Source organism: Deinococcus taeanensis (assembly GCF_020229735.1).
Classification (GTDB): domain Bacteria; phylum Deinococcota; class Deinococci; order Deinococcales; family Deinococcaceae; genus Deinococcus; species Deinococcus taeanensis.
In genome coordinates, this window is sequence record NZ_CP083458.1 from 14,010 (window position 1) to 27,658 (window position 13,649).

11 protein-coding genes are annotated in these 13,649 nt (G+C 72.9%); 1 reads left to right on the forward strand and 10 read right to left on the reverse strand.

Annotated elements, in window-relative coordinates; translation table 11 throughout:
* Positions 1-44: 44 nt before the first annotated feature.
* Positions 45-1,253 (reverse strand): trans-sulfuration enzyme family protein, encoded by a 1,209-nt coding sequence (locus LAJ19_RS17825; protein WP_225524179.1) that lies wholly within the window; start codon positions 1,251-1,253, stop codon positions 45-47.
* Between the two features lie 110 nt (positions 1,254-1,363).
* On the opposite strand from LAJ19_RS17825, the gene LAJ19_RS17830 reads away from it, so the two are divergent.
* Positions 1,364-2,734: an MATE family efflux transporter gene (locus LAJ19_RS17830; protein ID WP_225524180.1), complete on the forward strand. Its 1,371-nt coding sequence runs from the start codon at positions 1,364-1,366 to the stop codon at positions 2,732-2,734.
* A gap of 40 nt (positions 2,735-2,774) precedes the next feature.
* Here LAJ19_RS17830 and cydB read toward each other — a convergent pair whose 3' ends face one another.
* The 9 genes from cydB to LAJ19_RS17875 form a co-directional block, all read right to left on the reverse strand.
* Positions 2,775-3,851, reverse strand: a complete 1,077-nt coding sequence (gene cydB / locus LAJ19_RS17835; protein WP_225524181.1) for a cytochrome d ubiquinol oxidase subunit II — start codon at positions 3,849-3,851, stop codon at positions 2,775-2,777.
* Positions 3,848-5,263, reverse strand: a complete 1,416-nt coding sequence (locus LAJ19_RS17840) for a cytochrome ubiquinol oxidase subunit I (protein ID WP_225524182.1) — start codon at positions 5,261-5,263, stop codon at positions 3,848-3,850. The genes cydB and LAJ19_RS17840 overlap by 4 nt, the downstream gene beginning before the upstream one ends.
* The gene (locus tag LAJ19_RS17845; RefSeq protein WP_225524183.1) at positions 5,260-6,870 is read right to left on the reverse strand and encodes an ATP-binding cassette domain-containing protein; all 1,611 of its coding nucleotides are present in this window, start codon (positions 6,868-6,870) and stop codon (positions 5,260-5,262) included. The genes LAJ19_RS17840 and LAJ19_RS17845 overlap by 4 nt, the downstream gene beginning before the upstream one ends.
* Positions 6,867-8,534 (reverse strand): ABC transporter ATP-binding protein/permease, encoded by a 1,668-nt coding sequence (locus LAJ19_RS17850; RefSeq protein WP_225524184.1) that lies wholly within the window; start codon positions 8,532-8,534, stop codon positions 6,867-6,869. The genes LAJ19_RS17845 and LAJ19_RS17850 overlap by 4 nt, the downstream gene beginning before the upstream one ends.
* Before the next feature lie 415 nt (positions 8,535-8,949).
* Complete coding sequence (locus LAJ19_RS17855) at positions 8,950-9,786, reverse strand: ABC transporter ATP-binding protein (protein WP_432804257.1); 837 nt, start codon at positions 9,784-9,786, stop codon at positions 8,950-8,952.
* Entirely contained in the window at positions 9,783-10,796 is a 1,014-nt protein-coding gene (locus LAJ19_RS17860) for a FecCD family ABC transporter permease (protein ID WP_432804258.1), read from the reverse strand. Before LAJ19_RS17860 ends, LAJ19_RS17855 begins: the two co-directional genes overlap by 4 nt.
* Positions 10,793-11,725 (reverse strand): ABC transporter substrate-binding protein, encoded by a 933-nt coding sequence (locus tag LAJ19_RS17865; RefSeq protein ID WP_225524185.1) that lies wholly within the window; start codon positions 11,723-11,725, stop codon positions 10,793-10,795. The genes LAJ19_RS17860 and LAJ19_RS17865 overlap by 4 nt, the downstream gene beginning before the upstream one ends.
* Positions 11,726-11,748: 23 nt before the next feature.
* Positions 11,749-12,726, reverse strand: coding sequence for a FecCD family ABC transporter permease (locus LAJ19_RS17870; protein WP_225524186.1), 978 nt, complete (start codon positions 12,724-12,726; stop codon positions 11,749-11,751).
* Positions 12,723-13,649, reverse strand: coding sequence for a sucrase ferredoxin (locus LAJ19_RS17875; RefSeq protein WP_225524187.1), 927 nt, complete (start codon positions 13,647-13,649; stop codon positions 12,723-12,725). The genes LAJ19_RS17870 and LAJ19_RS17875 overlap by 4 nt, the downstream gene beginning before the upstream one ends.

Here is a 13,649-nt window from a genome sequence, read left to right on the forward strand (position 1 = left end):
ACCGGATCAGGCCCCGAGTGGATTCGGGGCCTGTGTTCGTTCCCTCAGGGGCGCAGGCGCTTGTCGCCGGTGACCGGCACGTGCGCCAGGGCGCCCAGCACGTCGCGGATCAGGTCGGCCGGGTCCTCGATGCCGACACTCAGGCGCACCAGGCCCGGCGTGACCCCCTGGCGCACCAGGGCTGCTTCCCCCAGCAGGGCGTGCGTGGTGCTGCCGGGATGGCAGGAGAGGCTCTCCACGTCGCCCAGGCTGACCGCCTGCGTGAACAGCTGCAGGTGGTTGAGGAACGTCATGGCGGCCGCCTGGGAGCCGAGGTCCACGCTGACCAGTCCGCCAAAGCCGCTCATCTGACGCGCAGCGACCGCGTGGCCCGGGTGGGTGCGCAGCCCCGGGTAGTGCAGCGCCTGCAGGGCCGGGTGACCGTCTAGCGCCGCGGCCAGGGCCTGCGCTCCTTCGCAGTGGGCCTGCATGCGCAGCGGCAGGGTCTTCATGCCGCGCAGGAACAGGTACGCCTCAAAAGGCCCCAGGGACGCCCCCACATGGCGCAGGCCCACCCCGCGGAGTTCGGCCAGCAGCGCCTCCGGGCCGGCGACCACGCCGCCGATGGCGTCCCCGTGCCCGCCCAGGTACTTTGTGGCAGAGTGCATCACGAGGTCAATGCCGTGCTCTGCGGGGCGGGTCAGGGCGGGGGTGCTGAAGGTGTTGTCCGCGGCGCTCAGGGCGCCGCACGCCCGCGCGGCCCGCGCGACGCGGCCAAGGTCCACAATGCCCAGGCGGGGATTGGTGGGGGTTTCGACCCAGATCAGGCGCGTGCGCGGCCCGGCGAGGGCCTCGACAGCTGCCTCGTCGGCCGCTTCGTGCACCGTCACGCCGAACTTCGTGGCGACCTCGCGCAGGAATCCGGTGGTGCCGCCGTACAGCGGGGCTACGAAAATCACCTCGTCCCCTGGTGAAAGCAGCGTGAGGCACACGGCGGACACGGCGCCCATGCCGCTGGCGAAGGCCACCGCGTCCGGCAGGCCCTCCAGGCTGGCGAGCTTCTGCTCGAAGGCGCGGACGGTCGGGTTGCTCAGGCGGGAGTAGAAGTACCCCTGTTCCTCGCCGGCGAACAGGCGCGCGCCGCGTTCAGCGCTGCCGTACCCGAAGGTGGAGGTGGCGTAGATGGGCGTGGCGTGCGCGCCGGTGGCCGGGTCGAGGCCGTGCCCATCGTGAACGGCGCGCGTGCGGAAGGCGCGGTCTGAATTGTGGGTCATACGTTCATGGTAACGCGCGGTGCAAACGAACGTTTGTTCTTCCGTGCAGCGTCCCGGCAGGCGGATCAAGGCGCGCCGGCCCCCACCACCCCCGCCGCTACACTGGCCCGATGCGTCCGCCCCGCCCCGCACCCGCGCCCCCCCTGCGCACCGAAACGGGCCAGTTGCTGCGCCTGGCGGCGCCGGTCATCATCTCCCAGTTCAGTGTCAACGCCCTGTCCCTGGTGAGCACCGCCGTCATCGGCCGGCTCGGACAGGCCGAACTGGCCGCCGTCGCCTACGGCAACGCCACCTACTACCTGGGGTTCATCGTGCTGCTCGGCGTGATGTTCTCCGTCGCGCCCCGCGTCGCGGCCGCCCACGGCGCCGGTGACCCCGGCGGCGTGGCGCGCGCTGCCCGCGGGGGCCTGTGGCTCGCCGCGCTGCTCTCCGCCGCGTTCCTGCCCCTGGCGTTCATCGCCGCCGCCCTGATCGAGGCGCACGCCCCTGGCGGCGTACGCGGCGACCTGGCCAGCGACTACCTGCGCCTGTACGCCCTGGGCATGCCCGCCACCCTGGCCTTCAGCGCCCTGCGCGGCGCGCTGGAAGGCACCGGGCAGCCCCGCACTGTCACGGCCGTTGCGCTGGGCAGCGTCGCCCTCGCCGCGCTGCTGAGCCCCGCGCTGAGTTTCGGCTGGGGGCCCTTCCCCACGCTGGGCCTGCGCGGCGCCGCCATCACCACCGTCATTGCGTACTGGGCCTCGGCGCTGCTGCTCGCCCGGATCGCCCGCAGCCGCCTGCCGCGCGTGCCGGTGCCCCCGGCAGCCGTGCGGGCCGAACTGCGCGCGCTGGCGCGCCTGGGCTGGCCCATCGGCCTGACCCTCGGCGCCGAGGGCGGCCTGTTCACCGTCACCAGCCTCCTCATGGCCCGCTTCGGCCCGCAGGCACTCGCGGCGCACAACGTGGCCCTGCAGGTCATCACGGCGGTGTTCATGGTGCCGCTGGGCCTCGCCACCGCCACGGGTATCCGCGTCGCGCAGCACCAGGGAGCCGGAGGCCTCCACCTCGCCCGGCGGGCCGGACTGCTCGGCATGGGGCTCGCCGTGGCGATCATGCTGATCGTCAGCGCCGCGTACGTCCTGACGCCCCGCGCCGTGATCGGCGCGTTCGTGAACGTGCGTGACCCCGCCAACAGCGACCTGATCCGCACGGCCGCAGCGTTCCTGCTGATCGCCACGCTGTTCCAGGCGTTCGACGGGCTGCAGGTCACCGCCAACGCCGCCCTGCGCGGCCTGCAGGACACCCGGTGGCCCATGCTGATCTCCCTGGTCGCCTACTGGCTGGTGGGCCTGGGCAGCGGCGCGCTGCTCGCCTTCACGGCCGGCACCGGTCCGCGCGGGCTGTGGTTCGGGCTGAGTGCCGGCCTGCTGTTCGCGTCCTTGACCCTGCTCGCGCGCTTTCTGCGGCGGACGCGCCCCGGCGCCCAGGGCGCCGCGCCCTGAGCGCCGGCCTTTCACGCCCCCGGCCGGGCGGCTGGCGCGTTCAGTACGGTCCGCTCTGGCCGGTGTCCCCTGGGCGCACGCCGTCAGACTGACCGCCGGGAATGCGTTCATCCTGCGCGCGGATGCGCTGGCGGAACACGTAGAAGTTCCACACCTGGTACCCGATGATCAGCGGAAGGAACGTGGCGCTCACCCAGGTGAGCAGCCGCAGCGTGTACGGCTCGGAAGCGGCGTTGCGCACCGTCAGATTGAACGCCTCACCCAGCGTGCTGGGCTGCACGTTCGGGTACAGGCTGCCGAAGATCGTTCCGGTGGAGAACACGATGGTCAGCCCTGTCGCCGCGAAGGCCAGCGCGTCCCGTTTCACCGTGAGCGCCAGCCAGATCAATGCCAGGTTGCCGGCGGCCGCTGCGGGGAACAGCCAGCGTTCCAGCCCGAAGGTGCCGAACAGTCCCGTGCGGATGAACCCCTGGTACACGAACGCCAGCACCAGGGCAGACGCCGCCGCCCCCCATGTGAGCGCGGCGCGGCGCGCCCGGCGGTGCAGTTCACTGTCTTTTTCCAGGCGCAGCAGCAGGTAGGTGGCGCCGTGCAGCAAGAACAGACTCAGCGTGGCGAGCCCGCCCAGCACGCTGAACGTGTTGAACGCGTACAGGATTGACCCGTCAAAGCGCCCCCCATCCCCGACCGGCAGGCCACGCACCATATTCGCCATGATCAGGCCCCACAGGAACGCGGGCAGCAGGTTCGTGATGAAACTCGTCACGTCCCAGAAGGTCCGCCAGCGGCGGTGGTTCACCTCGGCTCGGTACTCGAACGCCACGCCCCGCCCGATCAGCGCCAGCAGGATCAGGGCGAACGCCGGGTACAGCGCCGTCATCAGCGTGCCGTACCACGTGGGAAACGCCGCGAAGATCACCCCCGCCGCCAGGATCACCCACACCTCGTTGGCGGCCCAGAAGGGCCCGACCGTCCGGATCATCGCGCGCCGCTCCGCCTCGGTGCGCGCCAGGAACGGCTGCAGCAGCCCCACCCCGAAGTCAAAGCCGTCCAGAAAGAAGTAGATGGCGAAAATCACGGCCGTCAGCGTGAACCACACGGTGGGCAGGTCAGTCATGCGCGCGCTCCTTCCGCCACGTACTCCGGCGCGGGCACGGACGGGGTTTCCACGTCCGGTTCGTGCATGCCGGCCCGGGCGGTGCGGGTCAGGAGAAAGACGTCCAGGCCGATCAGGGTCAGGTACACCATCCAGAAGGCCGCCAGGAACAGCAGGACCCACAGGGGGTTCAGGCGACTCACGGCGTCCTGCGTGCGCAGCAGCCCCTGCACGATCCACGGCTGGCGGCCCATCTCGGTGGCAATCCACCCGCTGAAGTTCGCCAGGTGAGGCGCCAGCGGCATCACCAGCAGCAGCGGGTACAGGCGCCCCGGGGTCTCCAGTTTCCCCGTACGCCAGCGCCACGTGTAGATCAGGGACACCAGCAGCATCAGGAAGCCCAGGCCCACCATGACCCGGAACGCCCAGTACACCGGCCACACCCACGGCGTGTAGTTCCCCGGGCCGTAGCGCGCCTCGTACGCCCGCTGCAGGTCGTTGATGCCCTGCGCACGCCCACTGAAATTGTTGAAGGCCAGGAACGAGCCCAGGTACGGCACAGACAGCTCAAAGCGGTTCTCCCGCCCGGCGTTGCTGGGCAGGGCCAGCAGACTCTCCGGCATCTGGGTGCCCTGAGGCGTCTCCCACAGGGCGCTGAACGCCGCGTACTTCATGGGCTGGTCCCGCACGGCGCTCTGCCCCTGGGCGTGCCCGGCCGCAATCACGCCCGCCGACCCGATCAGCGCGGTCACCAGCGCCACTTTGAAGCTCACGCGGAACGCGTCCACGTTCGCGCGGCGGCGCAGGTGGTAGGCGCTCACGGCCAGGACGAAAAACGCCGCCACCGTCAGGCCGCCCGTCCACAGGTGCGCGAACCACTCCAGGCCCTTGGGGTTCGTGACGATGGCCCACGCATCGGTCATCACGGCCCGGCCACCACGCAGTTCGAAGCCCACCGGGTGCTGCATCCAGGCGTTGGCGATGATGATCCAGAACGCACTGATGGTCGTGCCGGCCGCCACGATCCAGATGCTGGCCAGACCCGCCCAGGCGGGCAGGCGGTCCTTGCCGAACCACCACAGGCCCAGGAAGGTGCTCTCAAGGAAAAACGCCATCAGGACCTCCAGCGCCAGGGGCACGCCGAAGATGTTCCCCACGAAGTTCGAGAAGCCCTGCCAGTTCATGCCGAACTGAAATTCCTGCACGATGCCGGTCACGACCCCCACCGCGAAGTTGATGAAGAACAGATGCCCGAAAAACCGGGTGAGGTTCTCCATCTTCGGGTCCTGCGTGCGGTGGGCGATGGTCTGCAGCGTGGCGATGATCAGCGCGAAACCCACCGTGAACGGCACGAAGAAGTAATGAAAGATGCTCGTCGTGGCGAACTGAAAGCGCGACAGGTCCAGCGTGCTGAATCCCAGAATCTCATTCATACGGCCCTCCGGTCAGGCGTGGCCGCGGGATGAAGGCCGGCGGCACGCAGCTCAACCTGCCGGGTCGTCAGGGCCAGCGGCGCGCGGCGGTGGGTGATCAGCAGCAGGCTCCGCCCGGCCCGCTCGCAGTCGATCACCCGCAGCACCTGCGCTTCCGTGGCCGGGTCGAGGTGCGCGGTGGGTTCATCGAGAATCAGCACGTCGGCCTCCTTCAACAGCGCCCGCGCGAGGCTGACGCGGGCGCGCTCCCCGCCGGACAGGCGCGCCCCGCCCTCACCCACCCAGGTGCTGAGGTGCAGGTGGCCCAGGCCCAGGTCGTCCAGCAGCGCCCGGAACCGCTCCCGGGGCGCGTGTGGTGCGCCCAGGCGCAGGTTCTCCTCGACGCTGCCGTCCAGCAGCGGCGCGTCCTGTTCATGCAGGCTCAGCCGGGCGCGCAGGGCCGCCGGGTCCAGCGCCCGCAGGTCCGCGCCGCCCAGCTGCACCTGCCCGCTGTCCGGGTCCAGGTCCCGCGTGAGCAGCCGCGCCAGGGTGGTTTTGCCTTCGCCGCTGCGGCCCACCAGACCCACGGTCTCTCCGGGCGCCAGGTGCAGCGTGACGCTGCGCAGCACTGTCCGCCCCCCGCGCGTCACGGTGACGTTCCTGAGGTTCACCGCCAGCGGCCCGGCGGCAAGTGCGAGCGGGTGCGGGGGCGCCTGCACGGCGGGGTGCAGGGCGCCGAGCTCGGCCGCGCGCGCGCGGGCGGCGGTGGCCGCGGCGTGGGCCCCCGGCACCAGGGCCAGCGGCCCCAGCGCGTCGAAGGCCGCGGCCGCCAGCAGCACCACCGCCGCCAGCCACGCGCCGCCCAGCGCGCCCAGGTCGACCAGGGCCGCGCCGCGCGTCAGAACGCCCAACACGGCCACCGCGAACAGGGCCTCCCGCCCGAGCGTCAGCGCCGCACTCAGCTGACCCTGCGCGCGCTGCGTGCGGTGCAGCTGCCCGGCCAGCGCGGCGAGGGCCGGCCGGTGCAGGGCGGCTGCGCCGTCCGCGCCGGCACTCAGGGCGTCCAGCAGCCGCGCGCCGTGCTCACGGGCCAGCGTGGCTTCCTGCCGCGCCAGGCGGCCGGCGCGGCGCCGCGCGGCCCAGGGGAGGGTGGCGGCCAGGACCAGGGGGCCCAGCAGCGCGAGGCCCAGCGGCGTGTCCAGGCTCAGGAGCCACCCGGCGCTCAGCAGCGCCGCCGCCGCGAACGCCAGGGTGGGCAGGTGCACGCGCAGCGCCTCGAACTGCCGGGCGTCCAGGTCCGCGCCGCTGCGGGCCAGCAGGTCCCCGCTGCGCTCATGGGCCAGCAGGTCCCGTCCAAAGGTCGACAGCCGGTCGAACAGCGCCAGCCGCTGAGCCTCACCGCTGCGCAGCGCGGCGGCGTGCCCGCTGAGGCGTTCGGCGTAGCGCAGTGCGGCGCGGCCGACGCCCAGCGCGCGCACCAGCGTAACCAGCAGCGTGAGGCTGAGGAACACCTCCGGCCGCAGGGCCGCGCGGGCAATCAGCCGGCCGGACGCGCCCGCCAGCAGCACGCCCGCCACCGTGGCCGCCGCGCCCAGCAGCGCCGGCAGCACGAACGCCCGGCCGGTCATGCCCCGGCCTCCTTCAGGTGCAGGACCGGCCAGCCGGGTGGGGGCGCGCGGTGGGTGACCAGCACCACGGTCCGGCCGGCCGCGGCGCGCGCCACGAGGCGATGCACGTCCTGCGCGGTCTCGTCGTCCAGGTGCGCGGTCACCTCATCCAGCAGCAGCAGATCCGCGCCGGCCAGCAGCGCCCGCGCCAGGCCCAGCCGGGCCGTTTCTCCGCCCGACAGCAGCGTGCCGCCCTCGCCCAGCGGCTCGTCCAGGCCGCGGGGCAGCGCGTCCACCGTCGCGCGCAGGCCCACGGCGTCCACGGCGCGCTGCACCGCCGGATCGGCGGTGTGGGGGGCCAGCAGCCGCAGGTTCTCCCGCACGCTGGCGGCCAGCAGCCGCGGGTGCTGGGGGACCAGGGCGACGCGGCCCGCCCACGCCGGCGCCTGCAGGCTGTTCAGAGACGCTCCGTTGACGAGAATCTCCCCGTCATGGCCGACGTACTTGCCCAGGGCGTGCAGCAGAGCACTTTTTCCACTGCCGCTGGGTCCCAGCAGCGCCACGTGTGCGCCCGCTGGAAGATGGGCGTCCAGGGTGGCTGTCAGGCCGGGCAGCGCGGCGCGCGCGCCCGTCAGGGTCAGGGTGAGGGGACCCGCGGGGGGGCATACGTCACCCTGTGGGGCGCGGGGCACGCTCAGCAGCGTCTGAAGCTGTGCACTCAGCGGTTCGGCGTCCAGCGCCGCGTGCCGGTCCGCGCCCAGCTGCCTGAGCGGCCCGAAAAATTCCGGCACCAGCATCAGGGCCGCCAGCGTCGGGGCCAGCGTGACCTCCCCGCTGAACAGCCGCACCCCGATCCACACGGCCACGAGCGCCGTCGAGAGCGTCGCGGCGAATTCCAGCACGAAGCCCGACAGAAAGGCCACGCGCAGCACCCGCAGGGTCGCTCCCCGCTGCGCGGCCGCTGAGCGGACCAGCACGTCCCGGTACGTGTTCACGGCGCCGAACGCATGCAGGGTTCCGAGGTGCCGCGTCAGGGTCAGCAGCCGGGCGTTCAGCCTCGTGTGCTGCGCCCACTGCGCGTCTGTGGCGGCGTGCGTGGCGAGGCCCACCAGCCACAGGAACACCACCGTGAGCGGTCCCGTGACCAGCAGGACCGCGGCGGTGGCCGGGTCCAGCCAGGCGGTGACACCCAGGGCCACCAGCCCGCTGAGGGCGGCGTGCGCCCGGCCGGGCAGGTAGCGCGCGAACAGGGGGGTCAGGCGCGGACCCAGTTCCGCGGACAGCGCCAGCAGGTCCGCCGTCCTCCGCCCGGCCAGCGCCACAGGCCCCAGTGCCAGCGCGGCGTCCGTCAGGCGTTCGCGCCACGTCCGGACGGCGCGCGCCGCGAACGCCTGCGTCAGGGTGTCGCGCGTGGCGGCGGTGGCGGCCCTCAGCCCCAACCCCAGCGCCACACTCCAGTACGGCGGGGTCATGGGCGCGGGCCCGCGCAGCAGCGCCGCCATCCACTCGGCCGCCTGCACGAACGCCAGCGCGGTGCCCAGGGCGCCCAGGAGGCTCAGACCAGCACTCAGGGCCAGGGAGGCGGGGGCGCCCGGAACAGCCGCAAGAAAACGCAGGGGGCCGGAGGAACGCGCCGGCCGCCCTGGCTGGAAGGAAGGTGGAGGTGCCGGGGAGGCAGCGGTCATGGCCACAGCCTGCGCGTCCCCGTCCGGTCTTGCGAGGGGCGCGCGTCCTGATCTTCACATCCGGCCCCCCCGGGCCTGAAGCTGATCTTCAGACTTGGGCCAAGCCGCGGCCGCCCCGCTCCGGCGAAGCGTTCTGGGCTGACCCTTACGTCAGTTCAAGGTTCGCTGATGCTCCACTGAAGCTCCGCTCCACGAACCCTGAACGCTGCCGTCATCAGCGCCTGCACCCGGCACGCCAGACTGCGGGCATGACCCTGATCTTCGCGCTGTCCGCCATCGCCGTTCCCCTGCTGGTCCTGCCCGTGCTGTATCCGAACCGGGAACAGGGGCAACGTGAATAAGCGCGGCGCGAGGCGTGGAGCGGGGCACCTGAGTCACAGGTGCCCCGCTTCCCTTGGCTCCTGGAAGTCCTGTTTCAGGGGGTAGGGCGGGTCAGAGCGTAGGGAATCACGTGCGGCCGCCCGGTGTCCGGGTCGGGCAGCAGGTGAGCGCGCAGGCCGAACACGTCACGCAGCAGGTCGTGGGTCAGGATCTCCCCGGACGGCCCGTGCGCGTACACCTGACCGCCTTTCATGGCGATCAGCTCATCGCTGTAACGCGCCGCCTGGTTCAGGTCATGCAGCACCATGACGACCGTCTTGCCCTGCTCACGGTTCAGGCGCTGGGCAAGGTGCAGGACCTCCAGCTGATGCGACGGGTCCAGGTACGTGGTCGGCTCATCGAGCAGCAGGATGTCGGTCTGCTGCGCCAGGCTCATGGCGATCCACGCCCGCTGACGCTGCCCGCCACTCAGGGCGTCGAGCGGCCTCGACGCGAAGACGCGCATGCCGGTCTGGTCCAGCGCCCACGCCACCGCCTCGCGGTCTTCCGGCCGGCGCACCGGAAAGCGGCCCTGGTGCGGGTGACGGCCGAACCACACGAGTTCCTCCACGCTCAGACCTTCCGGCGCGGTGGGCCCCTGCGGCAGAATCGCGAGGCGCCGCGCCACCTCGCGGCTGGGCAGGGCGTGCAGCGCCTGTCCGTACAGTTCGATCAATCCGCCGCCCGCCGGCAGCAGCCGCGCCAGGGCGCGCAGCAGGGTGCTTTTCCCGCAGCCGTTCGGGCCGATGATGGCCGTGACCCGCCCGCCGGCAAGGCGCAGGTCGAGACCGGGAATGATCACGCTCTGCCCGTAGGCAAGTTTCAGGCCCTGTGTGGCCAGCGGGGCCGCGCCTGGCGGAACGTCGGGGAGGGGAGTCTTGATTGGCGTCACGGTGATTTCCTCAGCAGGTACAGAAAGTAGGGGGCGCCCACCAGGGTCGTGAAGATCCCGGCCGGCACCTCCAGGGGCGGCAGCAGCGCGCGGCCCAGCGTGTCCGCGGTGAGCACCAGCAGCGCGCCCAGCAGCATGGAGACCGGCAGGGTCCGTGCGTGGCGGGCCCCCACGAGCAGCCGCGCCACGTGTGGCGCGAGCAGCCCCACGAAGCCCAGGATGCCCGCCCCGGTGACGGCCGCGCCGGCCAGGGCCACGCCCACCCCCAGGGTCAGGAGCCGGGCGGGGTTCACGCGGGCGCCCAGTCCCGTGGCGACGTCCTCCCCGAGATTCAGGATGTCCAGGGTGCGGCTCAGCAGCAGCGCGCCGGGCAGCAGGATCAGCGCCCAGGGCAGGACCCGGGTCAGGCGCGTGATGTCCGCGCCGTACACGGTGCCGGTCAGGAACGTCAGCGCGCTGCCCAGGCCGTCGGGCGCGCGCACCAGCACCAGCTGCTGCGCCGCGCCCAGCGCGGCCGCAACGGCCACACCCACCAGGGCCAGCCGCACGGGGTGCAGCGCGCCGCTGCGTTCGCGGGCCATCAGCAGCACCAGCCCGAACCCGGCCCAGGCTCCCGCCAGCGCGGCCCACGGCAGGCCGCCGGGCGGTGAAGCGGGCCACGCCAGCAGAAAGACAGTTGCGGCCAGGCCCGCGCCGGCGCCGACACCAATCAGGTCGGGCGAGGCGAGCGGGTTGCGGATCACGCCCTGCATGATCGTGCCGCTCGCCGCGAACATCGCGCCGCACAGCAGGGCCACTCCCACCCGCGGCGCGCGCAGGTCCAGCACCAGCTGACGTGTCAGGGCGTCCCCACTGCCGGTCAGGGCCGCGAGCACGTCCGCCGCGGGTGTGGGCACGGCGCCCAGACCCAGGGCCAGGACGGCGCTGACCACGCACAGGGCCAGCAGCGCGGCCCCCACCAGAACGGCGCGGATTCCGGTGAAGCGCGGCCGGGCGGCAGGCAGGGTCACGGCTGGTACTTGAAAGTCGCGTTGGGCGCGGCGTCCTGCAGGAAGCGGCTCTCGATGGTCTGCGCGACCATGAGCTTCAGGGCGGTGGGGCCGCGCCCGCGGGTCCAGTCATCACGGTTGAAGGTGTACACGCGGCCGCGCTTCACGGCCGGCAGCTTCTGCCACAGGGGGCTCTTCGCCCAGGTGTCGGTGACGGGCGTCTCGTCGGGCGCAGTGAACAGCACCAGGGTCTGCGGTTGCAGCGCCACCAGACCTTCCAGGCTCAGTTCGTACTGCGTCTGCCCGTCCTTGACCGGCATCTGGTTTTTCCGGCCCACGGCCTCCAGGAAGCTGCCGGCGAAGCTGCCGCTCGTGTGGACCGTCAGCGAGGTGGGGGTCACGACCCCGGCCAGGAACGCCGGGGCGTTCGTTTTTGTGAACGCCCGCGCCTTGGCGATCAGGGACCGCTGGTCGGCCAGCAGCTGCCGCGCCGCGGCCTCGCGGCCCACCAGCCGGCCGATCATCAGGGTCTGCTCGTTCAGCTGTTCCAGGTCCGCGCGGCGGCTGGGGAACACCGCGGTCGGGGCCACGCGGCCCAGGGCGGGCGCGGTGTCCTTGTGCACCAGGGTGTCCGCGAGGATCAGGTCCGGGCGCAGCGCCGCGATGCCTTCCAGGCTCGGCTGGGCGCGGCTGCCGGTGGTGACGACGCCGCCCACCTTGGGTTTCAGGTAGGGCGGCGCGCCGCGGTCGCCGCCCTGTGTGCCCAGGGCCGCGCCGACCGGCCGGACCCCCAGGGCCAGCAGGGTATCGACGTAGGAGTACTCGAGCGCCACGACGCGTCTGGCCGGTGCGGGCAGGGTCAGGGTACCGCGGTCGTGGGTGACGGTCACGCTGGCGGCGGTGGCGGTGGCGGCCAGGGCCGCGGCGGTCATCATCAGGGGGGTCTTCATGGCGTCTCCAGGAGGAAGGGATTTCAGCGGCGCCCGACGCGGCGGGCGAGCAGGACGAAAAACGGGGAGCCGGCGGCGGCCACCAGGATGCCCACCGGGGTTTCGGCCGGGCGGTCCACGAGGCGGGCCGCCGTGTCGGCCAGAGTGAGGAACGTGCCGCCCAGCAGGGCCGCCAGGGGCAGGCTCAGGCGGTGGTCCGTGCCGCCCAGGGCGCGCGCGGCGTGCGGGATAACCAGCCCCACGAACCCGATCGGGCCGACCACGCTGACCGACGCGGCGGCCAGCAGGACGCCCAGGGCGGTGACGAGCGTCCGGTCGCGTTCGGTGCGGGCGCCCAGACTGCGCGCCACGTCCTCACCCAGCGTGAGCACGTTCACGCGCGCCGCGATGATCAGCGCGCCCGCCAGTCCGGCACCCAGCCAGGGTGCCACCTGCGCCAGCTGCTCCCAGGTGCGACCGGCCAGTGAACCGGACAGCGCGAACAGCGCGCCCTGGGCACGGTCCTCGAACAGCAATTGTACGGCGCGGGTGGCCGCGGCGGTCAGGGACGCCACAGCCACGCCGGCCAGCGCCAGGCGCAGGGGCGTCACGCCGATGGACCGGGCCGCGCCGTAGGCGGCGGCGGCGGCCAGCACGCCGCCGAGGAACGCGGCCGGAACGAACAGTGCCGCGGGCGCCGCCGGGTAGAACACCACCATGAGCAGGATGGCGAGGGCGCCGCCGGCCTCAACACCCAGCACGCCCGGGTCGGCCAGGGGGTTGCGGGTCACGCCCTGCAGCAGCAGGCCCGACACGGCCAGCGCCGCGCCCGCCAGCAGCGCCACCAGGGTGCGCGGCAGCCGCAGCGTATGAATCACGAGGCTGTTGACACTGTCGTCGGGCCGCAGCAGCAGGCGGGCCGACTCGGTCAGGGGAATGTCCGTGGCGCCCAGCGCCAGGGAGAGCAGCGCCGCGAACACCAGGGTGAAGGCGGCCAGTCCGAACGCAAGCGGGCGCTTCACAGGCGCGTCACGTTGCCCAGCTGGTACTGCGCGACCACGCTTTGATCGGGTTTGTGGCTGGAGCCGGGCAGGTGCAGGGGCGGCGCTGGAAACACCGGCGCATGGTACACCTGCTCGCGGCCCTGCCAGCGGACCTGCAAGGTGACCTCCTGGCCGTGGACCTGCGCCCGGCGCTCGGCACTCAGCCAGTCCCAGCCGTGCTGCACCAGGAGGTGCCGGTCGAGCACCTGCGCCAGGGGGGGCAGGCCCGCGTACCCGCGCAGGTGACCGGCAACCTCGGCGAGGCTCACCTCGCGGCGCGCCACCTGCACGGCCAGGTCCGGCGTCAGGTGGGCCCACAGCAGCCCGGAGGGCAGGTCCACGGCGGTCGCGGCAAAACGGTGACCGCCGAAGTGCCCGGTCCGCCAGCTGCGCACGCCCGAGGCGCTCAGCGCCTGGTGGACCGGCACGCCGTAGCGGCCGCAGGCGGCGTCCACGGTGCCGTGCGTGCACACGTGCAGGTCAGCGCCGTCTGCTGGGCCGGGCGCGACCTGCCACGCGCTGAGCCGGGCCGGTTCAAGCAGGGTGTCGTGCAGGCCGCGGGCCCATTCACTCTGCGGCAGGCCAGACTGGTAGTCGCGCCGGCGGTAGCCTCCGCCGGCCCGGACGTAATGCCGCACGCGCAGCGGCGCGCCGCGTTCGGCGGGGGCACTCATCAACAGGCCGAACCCGGCGCCGCTGGCTTCCACCTTCTCGCGCAGCGCCGCGAACAGCGCCTGCTGCGCGGGGGTCCAGGCGTCGACCTGCCTCAGCTGCGCCCAGACGGGGATGTCCAGTTCCAGCACGGTCACTTCCGCCCAGTGCGGCGCCGTGCCGATCGGGTCCTCGCCTGCAGCGCGGGACAGGTCGGCGCACAGGCTCAGGGCGGGGGGGGCGGCCGTCAC